This window comes from Tenacibaculum piscium (assembly GCF_021390755.1).
Classification (GTDB): Bacteria; Bacteroidota; Bacteroidia; order Flavobacteriales; family Flavobacteriaceae; genus Polaribacter; species Polaribacter piscius.
This window is the reverse complement of sequence record NZ_JAJGWR010000004.1, coordinates 12,890-33,057: the sequence shown is the minus strand read 5'-3', so window position 1 is coordinate 33,057 and position 20,168 is coordinate 12,890. Positions and strand designations below refer to the sequence as shown.

Here is a 20,168-nt window from a genome sequence, read left to right as displayed (position 1 = left end):
TAATAAAAAATAAACAAATATAGTATTTAAAATAAACGTAAATTTGTCGCTTCTTAAACGAAATACAATGCAATATAATCATCAAGAGATAGAAAAGAAATGGCAACAGTTTTGGGCAGATAACCAAACGTTTAAAGCCAGTAATGAATCAGAGAAACCTAAATATTATGTGTTAGATATGTTTCCTTATCCTTCAGGAGCGGGTTTACATGTTGGGCATCCTTTAGGATATATTGCATCTGATATTTATGCACGTTATAAGCGTCATAAAGGATTTAACGTATTGCATCCGCAAGGATATGATTCTTTTGGTTTACCAGCAGAACAATACGCTATTCAAACAGGTCAGCATCCAGCAATTACTACCGAAACAAACATTAATACGTACCGTCGTCAGTTAGATACTATTGGTTTTTCTTTCGATTGGTCTCGTGAGGTGAGAACTTCTAGCCCTGAATATTATAAATGGACTCAGTGGATTTTTATCCAATTATTTAATTCTTGGTATAATAAAGATTCTGATAAAGCTGAAGATGTTTCAACTTTAATTTCAGTATTTGAAACGGAAGGAAATGCATCTGTAAATGCAGTTTCAGAAGAAGATATCGCTATTTTTTCTTCGGATGAATGGAATGCCTTTTCTGATAAAGAAAAAGAAGCTGTTTTATTACAATATCGTTTAACTTATTTATCTGATACCGAAGTAAACTGGTGTCCAGGATTAGGAACGGTATTGGCAAATGATGAAATTATAAACGGTGTATCAGAACGTGGAGCGCATCCTGTAATTCGTAAGAAAATGACCCAATGGTCTATGCGAATTTCAGCATATTCACAACGTTTATTAGATGGTTTAGAAAACATCGATTGGCCACAACCTTTAAAAGATAGCCAAACAAATTGGATTGGAAGAAGCCAAGGAGCAATGGTAACTTTTAAAGTAGATGCTTTAGAAGTTGAAGAAGGTGTAAAATTATCATTTAAAGAATTAGAGGCGTTAAAAGAAATGCGTTTAAACTTATCAAAGGCGGAAGAGGTACTTTGGAATGAGTTAAAAAATAAAAAAGGAGCATCAAAATTTAGAAAAAAATATACCATCGGTACGTTTTTAGTAGATTATGTATGTTTAGCAAAAAATATTGTTGTTGAATTTTCTGGTAAAGAAGATGAAGTAGCAAGAACTACTTATTTTGCAAACGAAGGACTTCATATCGTTCGTTTTACAAATGAAGAGGTTTTAGAAAATGTTTTAGGTGTTGTATCTAAAATTAATAATACTATTCAGTTTGCAAAACCTCTTGAAAAATCAACAGTTGAGGTAGCAGAAACAGTTGTACAAAACGATTATGTAATAGACGTTTTTACTACAAGACCTGATACTATTTACGGAGTATCTTTTATGACATTAGCTCCAGAACATGAGTTGGTAGCTAAAATTACAAGTGAATCTCAAAAGAAAGCTGTTTATGCGTATATCAAAGCAACGGCAAAGCGTTCTGAAAGAGATAGAACGGCAGATGTAAAAACTATTTCAGGAGTATTTACAGGAGCGTATGCTTTACACCCATTTACAGGAAAACAAGTGCCAATTTGGATTGGTGATTACGTATTAGCAAACTACGGAACAGGTGCAGTTATGGCAGTTCCTTGTGGTGATCAACGTGATTATGATTTTGCAAAAAACTTCGGATTAGAAATTCCTAATGTTTTTGCTGATGTTGATATTTCTGAAGCTGCACATGCAGATAAAGAAGGAACTAAAATTGCAAATTCTGATTTCTTAGATGGTTTATCATCTAAAAAAGCCATGAAATTAGCTATCCATGAAATGGAGAAGCAAGGTTTTGGTTTTGGAAAAATAAACTACCGTTTACGTGATGCTGTATTTAGTCGTCAGCGTTATTGGGGAGAGCCTTTTCCAGTTTTTTATAAAGACGGAATGCCACAAATGATTGACGCAAAATACTTGCCAATCGTTTTACCAGAAGTTGAAAAATATTTACCAACCGAAGATGGAAAACCACCTTTAGGAAATGCGGAGGTTTGGGCTTGGGATACTGATAAAAATGAAGTAGTTTCTAACGATTTAATTAATAACGAAACTATTTTTCCTTTAGAATTAAACACTATGCCAGGTTGGGCAGGAAGTTCTTGGTATTTTAACCGTTATATGGATGCTACAAATGATGGAGAATTTGTAAGCAAAGAAGCGGCTGATTACTGGAAAGAAATCGATTTATATATTGGAGGTTCTGAACATGCAACAGGACATTTATTATATGCACGTTTCTGGCAAAAATTCTTGTTTGATAAAGGAGCTTTACCTGTTGATGAGTTTGCTAAAAAACTAATCAATCAAGGGATGATTTTAGGAACATCAGCACTTGTTTATGAAGCATTGTTTGACGGTAAAAAACATAATTTATATGTTTCAGCTGATTATTTTCAAGGAGAAAATCAAATAGAAGATACAGAAGCTGATGATAAATTAGGTTCTCGATTACACAAGAAGTTAGTCGAAGCAGGTTTAACAGAAGAAACAGAAGAATCTTTAACGTACAGACCAATTCATATTTGTGTAAGTACTTTAGAAGGAGATATCAATGTAAATATTGATAAATTAAAAGCTTGGAGATCAGAATTTGAAACTGCTGAGTTTGTTTTTGGAAGAGATAATCAATTTGTTTGTTACAGAGAGGTTGAGAAAATGTCAAAATCTAAATACAATGTTGTAAATCCTGATTTAATTTGTGAAGAATTTGGAGCAGATGCATTACGTTTATTCGAAATGTTTTTAGGTCCTTTAGAACAAACGAAGCCTTGGAAAACTTCAGGTATTTCAGGAGTATATTCTTTCTTAAAGAAATTATGGAAATTATATGTTGGCGAAGAAGGAGTTATTATAACCGAAGCTGAACCGACAAAAGAAGAATTTAAAATTTTACATAAAACCATTAAAAAAGTAGCAGAAGATATCGAGAATTTCTCTTTCAATACTTCGGTTTCTACTTTTATGATTGCTGTAAATGAATTAACTGCTTTAAAGTGTAATAAACGTGCAATTTTAGAGCCTTTATTAGCTTTAATCTCACCATATGCACCACATATTGCTGAAGAATTATGGAGTCAATTAGGACATGAAGGTTCAATTTCTACCGTTGATTTCCCTGAATTTGATGCCTCTTATTTAGTAGAAAGTTCAAAAAACTACCCAGTTTCTTTTAACGGGAAAATGCGTTTTACTTTAGAATTAGCATTAGACTTATCGAAAGAAGAAATAGAGAAAATTGTATTAGCAGACGAGCGTACAATTGCGCAATTAAAAGGAGAAGCTCCTAAAAAGATAATTATTGTTCCTGGAAAAATAATTAATCTTGTAGGGTAATTACCTTATAAATAAGTAACTAAATTTTTTATATAAAGCCACAAACAATTAATTGTTTGTGGCTTTATTTTTTAAGCTATTTTTGATTTTAAAAATATAAAAAATGAATTTATTTAAAACAATTTCCCTTTTAGTGCTACTATTTTTAGCAACAAGCTGTGCTTCTGGTTATAAGACGATTAACCCTGAAACGCTTAATTATGTATCAAAAAGTACCGATAAAGGGGTTATTCTTGAATATAAATACGAGTTATTGAAAAAAAAATATCATAAAAAAGAACTTTCAAAAGGTATTCGGTTAATTGCAGTTAAATTGACTAATAATTCTGATAAAGATGTTGTTTTTGGTAAAGATTTAAAATTAACCTACGACGATGGCGCAGGTTTATATATTATGGAAAATGAAATGGTTTTTAAATCATTAAAACAAAGCGTTGCTTCTTACTTATGGTATTTATTATTAACACCATTAAAATTTTACACCACTGACTCTAGTAATGGTTATCATGAAGAAACAAGCTCAACACCTGTTGGTTTAATTGTAGGACCAGGAATAGCAGGAGGAAATATGATTGCTGCAAATTCGGCAAATAAAAAATTTAAAAAAGAGTTATTCGACTATAATATTACCAATACCACCATTAAAAAAGGGACAACAGTTTCAGGGTTAATCGGCGTACGATCTGACGGATATCACGCAATTAAACTAGTTGTTTTAGACTAACTTAGCGTTTGTTTTCTAATTTAAATTCTGATAAATAACCCGTTTGTTTGTCAGAATTTATAGTTTTAATTATTAATAACTTGTACTAAAAAATAGTAAATGCAAAAATTACCTTTCAAGAGTTCGTGGCTTTTTTTATTGATTCCTATTGGAATGATTTATTTTGTATTTGTACCGCAAATTCAAAAGCAATATGAAAGATATAACAATAATCAAATAAATCTTCAAAATGATATCCACACTTTAGATTCTTTAAAACACGCCAAAAAACTAAATAGAAAAGGTACACATTTACTTAAAAAACTAGAAATTACAGTTGCTGTTCATCAAAAAGTGTATGGAAAACAAAAATTTCTATATTATAAAACAGGCGGAATGTTACTTGTTTTAGTATTTATGGGAATCGGTATGCTAGTAACAAGTTATCTTTCTAATAGAAAAAAAACATCCTCTAAAAACAAACAAATCGATTTTAATTTTGATGATTTTAATGCCGATGAAATAGGGCAGAAAATTTCATGGAACGCTTTAGAAAGTTCAGGAAGTAATTTCGCGAGTGAAACCTTTAAAAAAACACCACAAGGTTATAAAATAACAGGAAGTTCGTTTACCAAAGTTTTTGCGTGGAGTTTTTTCTTGATAGGATTAAATTATGTCGCTGTTTCATTTTACGAATATTATCAAACTTCTGATATTCCGCTTACTTTTATGAAAGGGGGAAAATTGTTTTTTACATCAGGCGGTGTTTTCTTAATTGTAGGAGTTATTTTATTATTTATGTTTTCGCCCAAAGTATATATATATACCCGAAAAAGAAAAATAATTGTTGGTGGAAAAATATTGTTATTTCAAGAAGTATATGCTTTACAGGTTTTAGAAAAATTCATATCAGGAAGTAGCTCTTCAGGAAGTTATTTTTCGTACGAATTAAATTTAATTACTAAAGATGGAACACGTTATAATTTATTAAATCACGGAGATAAAACCTACATTTTAAGTGATATGATAAAAATTAGTCAACTCTTAAAAGTGCCTGTTTGGAATAATGGTGTAGTTTAAATCTTTTTTATAAATCTTTAAATCCGTAAACTTTTAGTAATTTGTCATCCAAAAAGAACCCAATCTGTGCATATTTTATCTTGTAAAAAACCGAGCTTAACTGTTCAATATTTTGAAGCTATTCATAAAATATCAACCGATATTTGGACGGAATTAAATTGTACCGATAACGCTTATTTTCATCCGAAGTATTTAGAAGCTTTACAACAAAATAATTCAAAAATACAATTTTCATATCTTATTTTATTTGATGATAAAAATTCACCTGTGGCTTTTGTAACGCTTCAAATTATTGATTTCCATTTGGATAGTATTAAGAATGAAATGCAGTCAACGTTAGATTGGTTACAATGTACGGGCGAAAAATTGGGTTTTTTACCTTCAAAAAAAGTGTTTAAAATACTGGTTTGTGGTAATGTTTTTGTTAGTGGACAACACGGAATTTTCATCAAAAAGAACCTAAGAGAAACTCAATCTGAAAGTCAAATTATAGCTGCGGTAAGCAAAGCAATTTTGGAATTTTCAAGCGTACATCCGCAGAAAAATATTGATGCTTTTTTAATTAAAGATTTTGAAAATAAAACATTATTAACAACTGAACGTATCGATAAACAGGGATATAAACCTTTTAATGTCGCTCCGAATATGGTGTTTCATGTCGCTGAAAATTGGCATTCTTTAGATGATTATTTAGCGGATTTAAAAACTAAATTTCGAGTAAAAGCTCGTAAGGCTTTAAAGCGAAGTGCGGTTTTAAAAACTGAAGATATTACTACAGAAAGAGTTACTGAATTATTTTCAGAAATGACTTTTTTATATCAAAATGTAGCTAACAAAGCGAGTTTTAATTTTTCTGATTTCAATTTGCAAACCTATCAAATGTTAAAAGATAATTTAGGTGATGCCTATTTTTTAAAAGCCTATTGGTTGGAAGATAAATTAGTTGGTTTTTTATCAGGAATTAATAATAATGGTTCTTTAGATGCGCATTTTGTAGGTATCGATTATGATTATAATAAAGAATATGCCATTTATCAACGAATGTTATACGATTATATTTCTTTAGGAATTAAAGAACAAGTAACACGTATAAATTTTGGACGAACGGCAAGTGAAATTAAAAGTTCGGTAGGGGCTGTTCCGCAAGATTTAACGATTTATTTACGTCATAAAAAAACAATTACAAATTGTATTTTAAAGTTGTTTCTGAAAAAAATACAACCCACAGAATTTACACAACGATTTCCTTTTAAAAATAAAGAATCAAGCTAACGATAATTTACAACTATGAAAAATACGCAAGAATTATTAACTATATTAACGTTAGAAGATTTCGGAAATAATAATTTCAACGGAATAAGTAAAGATATTGGCAGTCCAATTGTTTTTGGCGGACAAGTTTTAGCACAGTCTTTAAATGCAGCGTATCGTACGGTTTCTGATGAACGTATTTTACATTCCTTGCATTCTTATTTTTTAGAAGCAGGAAATCTAGAACTGCCAATAACCTATAATGTACAAGTAATTCGTGATGGCGGAAGTTTTTCTACAAGGCGAGTAACGGCATCTCAAAATGATAAAACTATTTTTATTTTAGCGTGTTCTTTTCATAAAAAGGAGGAAGGTTATGAGCATCAAAAGCCAATTAAAAAAGACATAAAACAGCCTGAAGAATTGTTAAGTTGGTCTGATATGTTGGTTGAGTTTAATGATTTTTTACCTAAAAAATTAAAAGCTTTTTTAAGTATTGAGCGTCCTATTGATTTTAAACCTGTAACGCTTATAAATCCTGTTGATAGGAAAGATTTGCCTGCTGTAGTTGATGTTTGGTTCAAATTAAAAGATGCTCCAAGTAATTTAAGCTTGGCTATTAAACAGCAAATTTTAACGTATATTTCAGATTATAATTTATTAACAGCTTGTTTAAATCCGAATGCGAGTGTTGCCAATTTTGGAAATACGCAAATGGCGAGTTTAGATCATGCGATGTGGTTTCACCGCGATTTTGATTTTTCCGATTGGCTATTGTTTTCAATAGAAAGTCCTAGTTCACATGGTGCTCGTGGTTTTGCACGAGGTAATATTTACACTCGAAAAGGCGTTTTAGTGGCTTCGGTAGCGCAAGAAGGTTTGATGCGTGCAATTAAAAATAAGGAATCATAAAATCAGAATTATATAAAATAATTTAAATATTTTTTGAAGCAATTTCCCGCTTTCCGCACTCGCTTTTTTTATTTTTTTTGAAGGAAAAAAAACAAAAAAGAGCTCAAACAATTGCTTCAATCGGGGCTAGGCATTTGTGCTAAAAAGGAAAATTTAAATATGTAGGGGCGAACCTATGTGTTCGCCTCATACGACGTAAATCAGGTTTTTATTTTTAAACAGCCTCAAAAAGATATACATTATTTTATATCTTTCAAAAGCAGTTGAATATTGGTATTTCCGTTCCAAGTATTTTCATCGAGAGCGTAGGCAATATCAAAATCATTTTGAATTAAAGGCAGTTTTTTTCCTAAATTAAATCCGATGGCATTGTATGTTTTTTTATCGGCACCATAAATAATATTGAGTTTTAAATGTGTTTTATCGGCACCGACTTGTTTTCCAAAACCATTATCTCTAACAGATGTTGTTGAAAAAGTAGGTCTCATATTTAAAGGACCAAAAGGCGCCATTTGTTGTATGATTCTAAAAAATTTAGGCGATATTTCCGATAAATCTAACTCGGCATCAATATTAATTTCAGGGGTTAATAAATTTTTATCAATAGTTTTAGCAACGACTTCTTCAAATTTATTTTTGAAATTCTCGTATTGTTCAGGCACTAAAGTTAAACCTGCCGCATATTTATGTCCGCCAAATTGTTCGATAAATTCGGAACATTCTTCTAAGGCATTATAGACATCGAATCCTTTTACCGAACGAGCCGAAGCCGCTAATTTATCGCCACTTTTTGTGAAAACTAACGTAGGTCTGTAATACGTTTCAATTAATCTTGATGCTACAATTCCGATAACGCCTTTGTGCCAAGTTTCATCAAAAACAACCGAAGTAAATTTTTCAGTTTCGTTATTTTCTTCAATTTGCGCTAACGCTTCTTTAGTAATTTTTTTATCAATATCCTTTCTATCGGCATTAAATTTTTCAATTCCAGATGCAAATTCAATTGCTGTTTCTAAATCCATTTCGGTTAAAAGTTCCACGGCATAATTACCGTGTTTCATTCTTCCTGCGGCATTTATGCGCGGTGCGATGATGAAAACAACATCGGTAATTGTGAGTGTTTTTTTATTTAATTGTTCAATAATGGCTTTAAATCCGTTACGTGGTTTTGAATTGATTACCTGTAATCCGAAGTACGTTAAGGTTCTATTTTCGCCAGTCATTGGAACAATATCGGCAGCAATTGCCGTAGCAACCAAATCTAAATACGGTATTAAATCATCAATAGTTTGCCCTCTTTTTGATGCCAATGCTTGAATCAATTTAAAACCAACACCACAACCACATAATTCATCATACGGATAAAAACAATCGTCTTGTTTGGCATTTAAAACCGCCACCGCTTTTGGAATTTCTTTGCCAGGTTTATGATGATCGCAAATAATAAAATCAATGTTTTTTTCAGCTGCGTAGGCAACTTTATCAATGGCTTTTATACCGCAATCTAAGGCGATAATTAAAGAGAAATCATTATCATCGGCAAAATCAATTCCCATATACGAAACGCCATAACCTTCGGCGTATCTGTCAGGAATATAGGTGGAAATAGTTGTGTGAATTGTTTTTAAATAAGATGAAAGCAACGAAACTGCCGTTGTTCCATCGACATCATAATCGCCAAAAACTAAAATATTTTCGTTGTTTGTAATCGCTTTTTCAATGCGTTGCACAGCTAATTCCATGTCTTTCATTAAAAAAGGATCGTGCAAATCATCCAAAGAAGGACGGAAAAATTGTCGTGCTTTTTCAAAAGTATCAATATTTCGTTGCACTAAAATTTTAGCCAATGTTTTTTCAACTGATAAATCTTTGGCGAGTTGCGTTACTTTTGATAAATCGGGAGTTTGTTTTAAATGCCAACGCATAATTTTTCTAGCTTTTTTCTGATGATGTTACACTAATTCTTGCAATCTTTTTTATTGCTGATGAAAATGATTGGTCGTTGTAATTTTGGCAAATTGTCGAAACATTTCCATAACGCCACAATATTTATCTACTGATAATTGTACGGCTTTATTAATTTTTTCTTGCTCTAATTTTGAAAATAAAGTATCATTATAAAAATGATATTCGACCAAAACTTTATGATAATATTTCGGATGTTCTTCGGTTAATTCGCCGGTAACAATCATTTTAAAATCAGCGACAGAAACTCTCATTTTTTTCAATAATGAAACTACGTCTAAGCCAGAACAACCAGCAAGCGAAGAAAGCATCAATGCTTTTGGTCTTAAACCATCGCTATTACCGCCATTTTCTTTTCCAGCATCGATAAAAATTTTGTGTCCACTAGGATTATCAGTTTCAAACTGCATATTTTCTTTCCAAACTGTGGTAACCGTATTTGAAGCCATAATTTTATTTTTTATATAGATAACAATTATTATTAAATAACAAAAGACGAAAAAAATAAATTTCTCGCCTTTTTATATTGTAAAATTAATTGAGAATTGAATTATTGTTTTTTTAATAAATCTCTAATTTCTGCTAATAAATCCTCTTGACTTGGTCCTTTTGGAGCTTCAACAACAGGTTCTTCTTTTTTCTTTAAAGCGTTTACACCTTTTACAACCATAAACATTACAAAAGCAACGATTACAAAATCAATCACATTGGTTAAAAATTCTCCATAAAGAATAGCAACTTCTCCAGTTACTTTTCCTGTAGCATCAGCAACTCCTTGTTTTGCGATGTATTTCAAATCTTTAAAGTTTGCATTGAAAATTAATCCAATTAAAGGAGAAACAATTCCTCCTGTAAAAGAAGTTACTACTTGTTTGAAAGCTGCACCCATCACAAAACCAACAGCAATGTCGACTAAGTTACCTTTCATAGCAAATTCTTTAAATTCTTTAAGCATACTCATAATTTTTTTATTTTTATAGTTAATAATTCGCAATTTAAGTAAAATTTAGTGTTTCACAACTCTTTTTACACGTTGTGAAATTGCGGTAAGTGTTTCATACGGAATTGTTTCACATTTATGCGCCATATATAAAACGTGTTGCTGATGGTTGAAAATAATAACTTCATCACCTTCATTGCAATCAATATTGGTAACATCGACCATAATCATATCCATACAAACATTTCCAATAATTGGAGCGGGTTTATTGTTGATAAAAACAACGCCTTCTTTTTTACCTAATTTACGTGAAATTCCATCAGCATGACCAATCGGAACTGTAGCGCTACGAGTTGGTTTGCTGGCTACAAATGCTCGATTATATCCAACAGTTTCCCCTGGTTTAATAATATTTATTTGTGAAATGAGAGACTTTAAGGTATGCGTATTTTTTAACTGTGAAGTTTCCTGTTTGTTATTTCCGAAACCGTACAAACCAATACCGATACGAACCATATCAAACTGAGCTTGTGGATAATTGATAACACCAGAAGTATTTAAAATATGAATCATCGGTTTATAGCCTAAGTGTCCATAAATTTGTTTTACGATGTAAGCAAAATTATTGATTTGTCCGATGGTAAACTCTTGTTCATTCGGATCTTCACTAGCCGCCAAATGCGAAAAAATAGATTCGACATGAACATTATTTGATTTCTTTAATTCTGATATAAGCTTTGGCGTATCGGTGTGCCAAAAACCCAATCGATTTAAACCTGTATTGAATTTAATATGAATCGGATAATTCATCAATGGTTTTTTATCCGCTAATGCTAAAAAAGCATCGAATATCTTAAAATTATATAAATTCGGTTCTAAGCGATATTTTGCAATTTCTTCTAAATTTTGAAGCTGTGGATGTAATACTAAAATAGGCGTTTTAATTCCTGCTTCGCGTAAAATAATTCCTTCATTACAATAGGCAACGGCAAAATAATCCACTTTATCTTGTAGTAATTTGGCTATTTCTGTGGATTCACTTCCGTAACCAAAAGCTTTTACAACCGCTAAAATTTTAGTTTCAGGATTTAGTTTTTGCTTAAAATAAGCAAGATTATGAGCAATTGATTTAGCATCAATCTCTAAAATTGTTACATGATTATTTAAATTATTCATCAGTTAAGTTTTCGTTCTTTTTAAGTTGTTCTTGTACGGGTTTTTGTACAGCTTTGTAATAAGCTCCTCGGCTTAACGGTTCATATTCTTGGGTTTCGCCAAGTAAAACCAGCGCATCACTTGTGGCTTTTCGGTAACTATAATGTGCCAAATTACCAGTGCGTGTGCAAACTGCATGGACTTTGGTAACGTATTCGGCAGTAGCCATTAAGGCGGGCATCGGACCGAAAGGGTTTCCTTTAAAATCCATGTCCAAACCTGCGATAATAACACGTATTCCTTTGTTGGCTAGTTCGTTACAAACTGAAACGATACCATCATCAAAAAATTGTGCCTCATCAATACCAATAACATCAACATTGTTGGCTAATAATAATATATTTGCAGAGCAAGGTACAGGTGTTGAACGGATTTTGGTGGCATTATGAGAAACCACTTCATAGGCATGATAACGCGTATCGATGGCAGGTTTAAAAATTTCGACTCGTTGTTTGGCAAATTCGGCTCGTTTAAGTCTGCGGATTAATTCTTCGGTTTTACCCGAAAACATAGAACCACAGATAACTTCAATCCAACCAAATTGTTCTGTATGATTTACGGTGTTTTCAAGAAACATTTTGTATTTTTAGGCGCTAATTATTGATTTTTATGGTACTTTCGAATAGATAACAAATTTATTAAAATTAAACAGTTAATATTAAAATCAAAGAACAACTTATGCACAAAAAGTTAGCGTCAGATTTAACCAGTTTAGCACACAGCATCTTACAGATGAAAAATAAAGAAGATGTGTTTGCGTTAAAACAGAAAGCACACGAAGTTTATGAAAAAATTTCGGTTTTGGCATATGTAGAAGAATATATCAATAATACGCCTAATCCATCAAAAACAAAACAAGAATTATTACAAGATGTTTTAGTCGCCTCACAAAATAAAGAAAGACACGAAAACACAAATCTTTCTTTAACTAAAAAAAATACCGCAATTTATCAACTCGAAGAAGAACAAGAAGTTTTTCAAAAAGTAGAAGATACAATCGCTAAAGTTGTTCCCGAAATTTTTATTGATGAAGTTCAAATTCAAAAAAATATTCCAGAACTTATTAAAGTTGTTGAAAATAAAATATCCGAAGAAAAAATAACGGAAAAAACTCAAGAAGAAATTCAAGAAGAACTTGAAAAAGAAGTCGTTGAAAAAGTTGATGAAGAAATATCCGAAGAAAAAATAACAACGATTATTCCTGAAATTCAAACGGAAAAAGAAGAAATTCTTAATAATGTAATTCTTCAAAAATCCGAAGAAAAAATAACGGAAGAAACTCAAGAAGAAATTCAAGAAAAAGCGGAGAAAGAAGTCGTTGAAAAAGTTGATGAGAAAATAATCAACAAAGAAGAAGAGAAATTTAACGAAGCAATTCAACGAGAATTTAACGAAATTCTCAAAACAAAAAAGCTTGAAAATGAACAAGAAAAAATTGTTCCAATATCATTAAAACAAGCCTTAAAAAATAAAATTGAACAAGAAAAATTAGAAAATAAATCTGAAGAAAAATCCGAAGAAAAAGATAAAAAAGATTTTCCTGAAATAATAAGAAAAACACTTGAAGACGAATTACAAGGAACAATTTCTGTAGATGTAATGGCTGATTTATTTGAGAAAATAACCCCGAAAAAATCACTGAACGACTTCCTGCAAAAAGCTATTCAAATAGATTTAAATGATAGAATTGTTTTTGTAAGACATCTATTTGATGGAAATCAAAACGATTTTAATAGAGTCGTTTCGCAATTAAATACCTTCAAAACCGAAAGTGAAGCCAAAAGATTTATTACCGAAATGATAAAACCAGATTATAATTGGTCTGGAAAAGAAATACATGAAGCCAGATTATTTGAAATTATTGAACGAAGATTTGCCTAAAAAATAACAAAAATGAGTACTCAAAATAAAGAAATGAAGTATATATTTTGCATGAAATGGGGAACCCTATACGGCCCAGAATATGTAAATAGATTATACGCTATGGTGAAAAAAAATTTATCATACGATTTTAAAATGGTCTGCTTTACCGACGATAATACAGGAATTATACCTCAAGTCGATTGTTACGAAATCCCTGAAATGAACATTCGTACCGATATTCCTGAAAGAATGTGGAAAAAATTAACAACACTAAAAGAAGATTTATACGGACTTAAAGGAACTGCCCTTTTTTTAGATTTAGATATTGTTATTGTTGATAAAATTGACTGCTTTTTTGAAGTCGGAGGTTCGTTTAGAATCATCAAAGATCATAGCTGGAGAAGCTGGAGAATAACAGGAAATTCTTCTGTTTATCGATTCGAAATAGGAAAACATGGCTACGTTTTTAATGATTTTATCAAAAATTTTGACGAAATACGAAAAATTCATCGAAATGAACAAGAATATTTAACACATAGTATTAATGACCACGGAAATCTGCAATATTGGCAAAAAGAATGGTGTCCTAGTTTTAAATATGATTGCGTTTCTAGATTTCCACTAGCTTTTTGGAAAAAACCAACAATTCCTGAAGGTGCTAAAATTATTATTTTTCATGGTGAAATAAATCCGCATAACGCCATAAAAGGTGGAAGAGGAAAATGGTACAGATACGTACGTCCTGCTCCTTGGGTTGCCGATTATTGGATTGAATAATCAAGAAATGAATACTTCAAAAAAGTAATAAAAAGCGAAATAATAAAAATTAATTATATACGAAAAATGCAAACTAAAAAGTTTATTTAGTTTGCATTTTTAATTTGTATTTTTTTGAGAAGTTTATTTTGATGTTTTGAGAATAATAAAAGATCAAAAAAACAAAGACGCTTATAAAATAACATGAAATAAATTAAATTTTAATTACATAATCTGAATTTCTTACACTTTAAAAGTAAGTACTGGTTTTAATACATTTTTTGATAAATCAATAGAAACACTTGCATTGAAAAACTGCGATAAACCACTTCTTCCGTGCGTTGCTAAAGAAACTAAATCAATATCGTGTTCTTCAGAAAAATTTAAAATTCCATCTTGTATTGAACTGTCATTATATACTTTTATAGTGTGATTCGCCATGTTATAAGGAGCGATAAATGCACTAATTTTATTTTTAGAAGCCGTTGAATTTTCAAAATTTTGAGGCGTATTTATCTTTAATAAATAAATTTTACTGTTAAATTTAGTTGCAAAATCTAAAAAGCCTTCAAAAGCTTTTGCTTCATCATTTTCAAAGGTAGAAGCGAAAACTAATTTTTCAAATTTAAAATTATCGTTATCTTTTTTAGTGATAATTACAGGAATTTCTGAATTTCGAACGGTTTTTTCAGTATTCGAACCAATTACGATTTCCTCCAAAGCAGTTTGCCCTTTAGAACCCATAATAATTAAATCAGCATCGATTTTTGTAGCATAATCACGAATCCCCTCATACGGATTTTGAAAACGAATAGCGTGTTGTACATTTTCAAAATCAGCAAAAAAAGTGTTTTTATAACTAATAAGTTTTTCTCTGACCATTTTAATATATAACATGCTCTCTGGAATACTGATATTAACACCAGAACCCATGCCTCTAAAACCACTAGGGAGTTCTATCATGTGAATTAAATGAATTTCACCTGCTGTTTTTTTAGCTATTTTCGCTGCTAATTTAGCCGCATATTCTGCGTGTTTTGAGAAATCTACTGGAAGTACTATTTTTTTCATAATTTCATAATTTTAAGATACATAGTCTCTACAATTTACGAAAAATAACCCAAATAACAAAACACAAAACACATTTGAAACACATTTGCATATTAATGAATAACTTCCTATATTTGCACCAAATTTATTAATTAGATTGATACAGGGGACGAGAGTCCCCTCTTTTTATACCGTAGCATGAATCAAGAGAAAGTTAAAGAATTATTAGACGAAGCATTATTAGAAAATGAATCATTGTTCTTAATTGATTTGCAGTTTTTAGCAAACAGTAAAATAAAAGTGATTGTTGATGGTGATTCAGGTGTTCCTTTGAATGAATGTATGCGTATTAGTAGAAAAATAGAGCATAATCTAGACAGAGAAGAAGATGATTTTTCACTAGAAGTAACAACGCCAGATATTGCACATCCGCTTACCGTTAAACGTCAGTATAAAAAGAACATAAACAGAATTCTGAAAGTTAAAACAGCAACCGAAGAATTTGAAGGAACGTTAACCCAAGCAACGGATGAAAACATCACCCTGTTTTGGAAAGCAAGAGAGCCTAAACCAATCGGAAAAGGGAAACATACGGTGGAGAAAACAATAGTTTTACCGTATGAAGAGATTAAGGAAGCAAAAGTGAAGATCATATTTTAATAAGAGAATGAAATGGAAAATATTGCGTTAATTGAGTCATTTTCAGAGTTTAAAGATAATAAAAGTATAGATAGAGTTACTCTAATGTCTATCTTAGAGGAAGTTTTTCGTGCAGCATTAAAACGTAGGTTTGGTTCTGATGAAAACTTTGATATAATTATTAACCCAGATAAAGGGGATTTAGAAATTTGGAGAAATAGAATTGTTGTTGCTGATGGTTTTTCGGAAGATGATAATGAAGAAATAGAACTTGCCGAAGCAAGAAGAATTGAACCAGATTTTGAAATTGGTGAAGATGTATCCGAAGAAGTAAAATTAATTGATTTAGGTAGACGTGCAATTTTAGCATTACGTCAAAACTTAATCTCTAAAATACAAGAACACGATAGTACCAATATCTTTAAACATTTTAAAGATTTAGAAGGTGAAATTTATAGTGCAGAAGTACATCATATTCGTCATAATGCCGTAATTTTGTTAGATGATGAAGGAAACGAAATCGTTTTGCCGAAAAGTGAACAAATTCGTTCTGACTTCTTTAGAAAAGGAGACTCCGTTCGTGGTGTTATAAAATCAGTAGAATTAAGAGGGAATAAACCCGCTATAATTTTATCAAGAACTTCACCAGCATTTTTAGTGAAGTTGTTTGAGCAAGAAATTCCTGAAGTTTTTGATGGACTAATTACCATTGAAGGCGTAGCTAGAATTCCTGGTGATAAAGCAAAAGTTGCCGTAGATTCGTACGATGATAGAATTGATCCTGTAGGAGCCTGTGTTGGTGTTAAAGGTTCTCGTATCCACGGAATTGTTCGTGAATTAGGAAACGAAAATATCGATGTAATTAATTATACCAAAAATGAAGCGTTATTTGTTGCAAGAGCATTAAGCCCTGCAAAAGTAACATCCGTAGATATTAAGCCTTACGAGGAAGAAAAAAATGGTAAAAAAGGACGCGTAAGTGTACTTTTAAAACCAGAAGAAGTATCAAAAGCAATTGGACGCTCAGGAGTAAATATCCGTTTAGCAAGCGAATTAACAGGATACGAAATTGACGTGCAACGTGAAGGAATTGAAGAAGAAGATGTCGAATTAACAGAGTTTTCTGATGAAATAGAAGACTGGGTAATTGCAGAATTTAATAAAATAGGTTTGGAAACAGCGAAAAGTGTACTTGAAAAAGACGTTTCAATGTTAGTACAAAGAACCGATTTAGAGGAAGAAACAATATTAGATGTTCAGCGAGTTCTAAGAGAAGAATTTGAAGAATAATCAACATAAAGGAAATCAGTCTCCTATTTAATTGATGATAATTCATCATAATTAATGCAAAATCTGATCAAAAAAGAAAAAAAACGTAACTATACCACTTAATTATTCTCTAATTTTAGAAAAAATTAAAATTAAGAATACTTAACGTATAAAGTGTGTTTTTTGAATATAAAGTATAAAATAATTTATGGCTGAAGGCAACAAATTAATAAGACTTAATAAAGTATTAAGAGAATTAAACATTTCTTTAGATAGAGCTGTAGAACACTTGGCTAAAAATGGTCATAAAATAGAAGCACGTCCTACTGCTAAAATTTCTGATGCAGAATATCAAATATTATTTGATGGATTTCAAACAGATAAATCTAAGAAAGTAGCCTCTAAAGAAGTAAGCGAAGAAAAGCGTAAGGAAAAGGAAGCTAACCGTCAACGTGCAGAAGAAGAACAAGAAAAGAAACGGTTAGAAGACGAAGCTAAAAAACAAGAAGTTTTAAAAGCCAAAGCGAAAAGATTAGAGTTTAAAACTGTCGGTAAAATTGATATCAAAACAGGTAAAGCTGTTGAAGAAAAAAAATCACCAGAAAAAATAGTGTCAGAAGAAAAGGTCGTTAAAAAACCTGTTCAAGAAACTAAAACTGTTGAGAAAACAATTGAAAAAACAACAGACAAAACTCCAAATGCTGATGCCGCTCAAAATGTTGATAAAACAGCAAAAGTAGTCGAGAAAATAACAGAAAATAAAAAAATCGCTGTTAAAAAGGAATTTGTTAAGGTTGAACAACCTAAAGAAGTTAAAAATAAGGAAGTTAAGCCAGAGGTAGTGAAAAGAGAAGCACCTAAGAAAATAGAAATTAAAGAAGTTAAACAAGTTAAAAAGGTTACAGAAACAAAACCTGAGGAAGTAAAAACAGAAAAACCTGTTGAAATTACTGCCGAAAATGCTGTGAAATTAAAAACACAGTATAAAAAACTTGATGGTCCAAAAATTACAGGTATCAAAATTGATTTAAAACAATTTGAAAGACCTAAAAAGAAAAAACCAGAAGCTAAAACTGACGCAGATAAAAGAAAGCGTAAAAGAATTAGCAAACCAGGTACTCCTAGAACAACAGGAACCGCTAGAACCGTAAGACCTGCTCAAAATAGAACAGGAGGAAATCGTACCCCATTTAGAGGAAGAGCCGCTCAAAGACCTGCCGTTAAAAAAGAAGAACCAACTGAAGCTGAAGTACAAAAACAAGTACGTGAAACTTTAGAAAGACTTCAAGGGAAATCTAAAAGAGGAAAAGGAGCTAAATATCGTAGAAATAAAAGAGAGGCGCACAGAGAACACACTGAAGCTGAATTAGAAGCACAAGCGTTAGATAACAAAATCTTAAAAGTAACAGAATTTGTTACCGTAAGTGAAGTTGCGACCATGATGGATGTTCCTGTAACAAACATTATTTCTTCTTGTATGATGCTTGGAATGATGGTAACTATGAATCAGCGTTTAGACGCGGAAACATTAGTTATTGTTGCGGAAGAATTTAATTATAAAGTAGAATTTGTAGGCGCTGAAGTAGAAGAGTCTATTGAAGAAGTTCAAGATAAACCAGAAGATTTAATAAATCGTGCGCCAATTATTACCGTAATGGGTCACGTAGATCATGGTAAAACATCGCTGTTAGATTATATTCGTAAAGCAAATGTAATTGAAGGTGAATCAGGAGGAATTACACAACATATTGGTGCGTATTCAGTACAAGTTGGAGATCAAAAAATCGCCTTCTTAGACACACCTGGTCACGAAGCCTTTACAGCAATGCGTGCTCGTGGAGCTCAAGTAACCGATTTAGTAATTATTGTAGTTGCTGCCGATGATGATGTAATGCCTCAAACAAAAGAAGCAATATCTCATGCACAAGCTGCAGGTGTTCCAATTATATTTGCTATCAACAAAATTGATAAGCAAAACGCAAATCCTGATAATATTAAAACACAATTATCAGCGATGAATTTATTAGTTGAAGATTGGGGTGGAAATATTCAATCGCAAGAAATTTCAGCTAAAACAGGGCAAGGAGTTGAAGAATTACTTGAAAAAGTATTACTAGAAGCTGAAATATTAGAATTAAAAGCAAACCCTAATAAAAAAGCTACAGGAGCAGTTGTAGAAGCTTTATTAGATAAAGGTAGAGGATATGTATCAACAATTTTAGTACAAGCAGGTACTCTAAAAATTGGAGATTATATTTTAGCAGGAAAACATAGTGGTAAAGTTAGAGCTATGTTTGATGATAAAGGAGCTAAAGTTTTAGCTGCCGGACCATCAACACCAGTATCAATCTTAGGATTAGACGGAGCGCCTCAAGCAGGTGATAAGTTTAATGTATTTGAAGATGAGCGTGAAGCGAAGCAAATTGCAGCAAAACGTTCTCAATTACAACGTGAACAATCTGTAAGAACGCAAAAAACATTAACACTTGCCGAAATTGGTCGTCGTATTGCCTTAGGAGATTTCAAAGAATTAAACATTATCTTAAAAGGAGATGTAGATGGTTCCGTAGAAGCATTAACAGATTCTTTCCAGAAATTATCTACAGAAGAAATTCAAGTAAATATTTTACATAAAGGAGTTGGAGCAATTACTGAATCTGATGTATTATTAGCAACCGCATCTGATGCAATTATCGTTGGATTTAATGTGCGTCCGCAAGGAAATGCTCGTGTAGTTGCCGATAGAGAAGAAGTAGATATTAGAACATATTCTATTATTTATGACGCTATTAATGACCTGAAAGACGCCATGGAAGGAATGTTATCTCCTGAAATGAAAGAAGAAATTCTTGGTAATGTGGAAATTAGAGAAGTTTATAAAATCTCTAAAGTTGGAAACATTGCTGGTTGTATGGTAATAAGTGGTAAAATTACAAGAGATGCTAAAATCCGTATTATTAGAGATGGAATCGTTGTTCATGATGGAGTATTAACATCATTAAAACGTTTCAAAGATGATGTGAAAGAAGTTACAAAAGGATACGATTGTGGTGTTCAAATAAAAGGATATAACGATATTATTGAAGGAGATGTTATTGAAGCATACACCGAAATAGCCGTTAAGAAAAAACTTAAATAAT

General features: G+C 31.6%; 16 protein-coding genes. 10 read left to right on the top strand and 6 right to left on the bottom strand.

Annotated elements, in window-relative coordinates; all coding sequences use genetic code 11:
* Positions 1-67: 67 nt before the first annotated feature.
* From L0U72_RS08035 to L0U72_RS08015, 5 genes are all read left to right on the top strand, one after another.
* Positions 68-3,385 carry a leucine--tRNA ligase gene (locus L0U72_RS08035; protein WP_233898843.1) on the top strand — a complete coding sequence of 1,106 codons (3,318 nt, stop codon included), beginning with the start codon at positions 68-70 and terminating at the stop codon, positions 3,383-3,385.
* A 103-nt stretch (positions 3,386-3,488) separates the two neighbouring features.
* The gene (locus L0U72_RS08030; RefSeq protein ID WP_233898842.1) at positions 3,489-4,109 is read left to right on the top strand and encodes a hypothetical protein; all 621 of its coding nucleotides are present in this window, start codon (positions 3,489-3,491) and stop codon (positions 4,107-4,109) included.
* A 99-nt stretch (positions 4,110-4,208) separates the two neighbouring features.
* The gene (locus tag L0U72_RS08025) at positions 4,209-5,168 is read left to right on the top strand and encodes a hypothetical protein (RefSeq protein ID WP_233898841.1); all 960 of its coding nucleotides are present in this window, start codon (positions 4,209-4,211) and stop codon (positions 5,166-5,168) included.
* A 66-nt stretch (positions 5,169-5,234) separates the two neighbouring features.
* Entirely contained in the window at positions 5,235-6,440 is a 1,206-nt protein-coding gene (locus L0U72_RS11780; protein ID WP_233898840.1) for a GNAT family N-acetyltransferase, read from the top strand.
* Positions 6,441-6,455: 15 nt separating this feature from the next.
* The gene (locus L0U72_RS08015) at positions 6,456-7,331 is read left to right on the top strand and encodes an acyl-CoA thioesterase (protein WP_233898839.1); all 876 of its coding nucleotides are present in this window, start codon (positions 6,456-6,458) and stop codon (positions 7,329-7,331) included.
* Between the two features lie 239 nt (positions 7,332-7,570).
* On the opposite strand, the gene recJ is transcribed toward L0U72_RS08015, so the two are convergent.
* The 5 genes from recJ to L0U72_RS07990 form a co-directional block, all read right to left on the bottom strand.
* Positions 7,571-9,256, bottom strand: coding sequence for a single-stranded-DNA-specific exonuclease RecJ (gene recJ, locus L0U72_RS08010; RefSeq protein WP_233898838.1), 1,686 nt, complete (start codon positions 9,254-9,256; stop codon positions 7,571-7,573).
* Between the two features lie 51 nt (positions 9,257-9,307).
* A complete protein-coding gene (locus tag L0U72_RS08005) occupies positions 9,308-9,745 on the bottom strand; it encodes an OsmC family protein (RefSeq protein ID WP_233898837.1) in 438 nt (145 codons plus the stop codon).
* A 101-nt stretch (positions 9,746-9,846) separates the two neighbouring features.
* The gene (gene mscL, locus L0U72_RS08000; protein ID WP_233898973.1) at positions 9,847-10,251 is read right to left on the bottom strand and encodes a large conductance mechanosensitive channel protein MscL; all 405 of its coding nucleotides are present in this window, start codon (positions 10,249-10,251) and stop codon (positions 9,847-9,849) included.
* A gap of 51 nt (positions 10,252-10,302) precedes the next feature.
* Positions 10,303-11,412 (bottom strand): alanine racemase, encoded by a 1,110-nt coding sequence (gene alr / locus L0U72_RS07995; RefSeq protein WP_101918644.1) that lies wholly within the window; start codon positions 11,410-11,412, stop codon positions 10,303-10,305.
* Positions 11,405-12,028, bottom strand: coding sequence for a thymidine kinase (locus tag L0U72_RS07990; protein WP_233883374.1), 624 nt, complete (start codon positions 12,026-12,028; stop codon positions 11,405-11,407). Before L0U72_RS07990 ends, alr begins: the two co-directional genes overlap by 8 nt.
* A gap of 101 nt (positions 12,029-12,129) precedes the next feature.
* On the opposite strand from L0U72_RS07990, the gene L0U72_RS07985 reads away from it, so the two are divergent.
* Together L0U72_RS07985 and L0U72_RS07980 are read left to right on the top strand one after the other, a co-directional pair.
* Complete coding sequence (locus L0U72_RS07985) at positions 12,130-13,332, top strand: hypothetical protein (protein ID WP_233898836.1); 1,203 nt, start codon at positions 12,130-12,132, stop codon at positions 13,330-13,332.
* A 12-nt stretch (positions 13,333-13,344) separates the two neighbouring features.
* Positions 13,345-14,091 carry a glycosyltransferase gene (locus L0U72_RS07980; protein ID WP_101918647.1) on the top strand — a complete coding sequence of 249 codons (747 nt, stop codon included), beginning with the start codon at positions 13,345-13,347 and terminating at the stop codon, positions 14,089-14,091.
* 222 nt (positions 14,092-14,313) lie between these two features.
* Here L0U72_RS07980 and L0U72_RS07975 read toward each other — a convergent pair whose 3' ends face one another.
* Positions 14,314-15,141, bottom strand: coding sequence for a universal stress protein (locus L0U72_RS07975; RefSeq protein ID WP_101918648.1), 828 nt, complete (start codon positions 15,139-15,141; stop codon positions 14,314-14,316).
* Positions 15,142-15,318: 177 nt separating this feature from the next.
* Here L0U72_RS07975 and rimP point away from each other — a divergent pair, with 177 nt between their 5' ends.
* The 3 genes from rimP (at position 15,319) to infB (ending at position 20,167) form a co-directional block, all read left to right on the top strand.
* Positions 15,319-15,780 carry a ribosome assembly cofactor RimP gene (rimP, locus tag L0U72_RS07970; protein ID WP_101918649.1) on the top strand — a complete coding sequence of 154 codons (462 nt, stop codon included), beginning with the start codon at positions 15,319-15,321 and terminating at the stop codon, positions 15,778-15,780.
* Between the two features lie 12 nt (positions 15,781-15,792).
* A complete protein-coding gene (nusA, locus tag L0U72_RS07965) occupies positions 15,793-17,049 on the top strand; it encodes a transcription termination factor NusA (protein ID WP_233883380.1) in 1,257 nt (418 codons plus the stop codon).
* 187 nt (positions 17,050-17,236) lie between these two features.
* On the top strand, positions 17,237-20,167 hold the full coding sequence (infB, locus tag L0U72_RS07960) for a translation initiation factor IF-2 (protein ID WP_233898835.1): 2,931 nt from the start codon (positions 17,237-17,239) through the stop codon (positions 20,165-20,167).
* The last annotated feature ends 1 nt before the right edge of the window (position 20,168 follow it).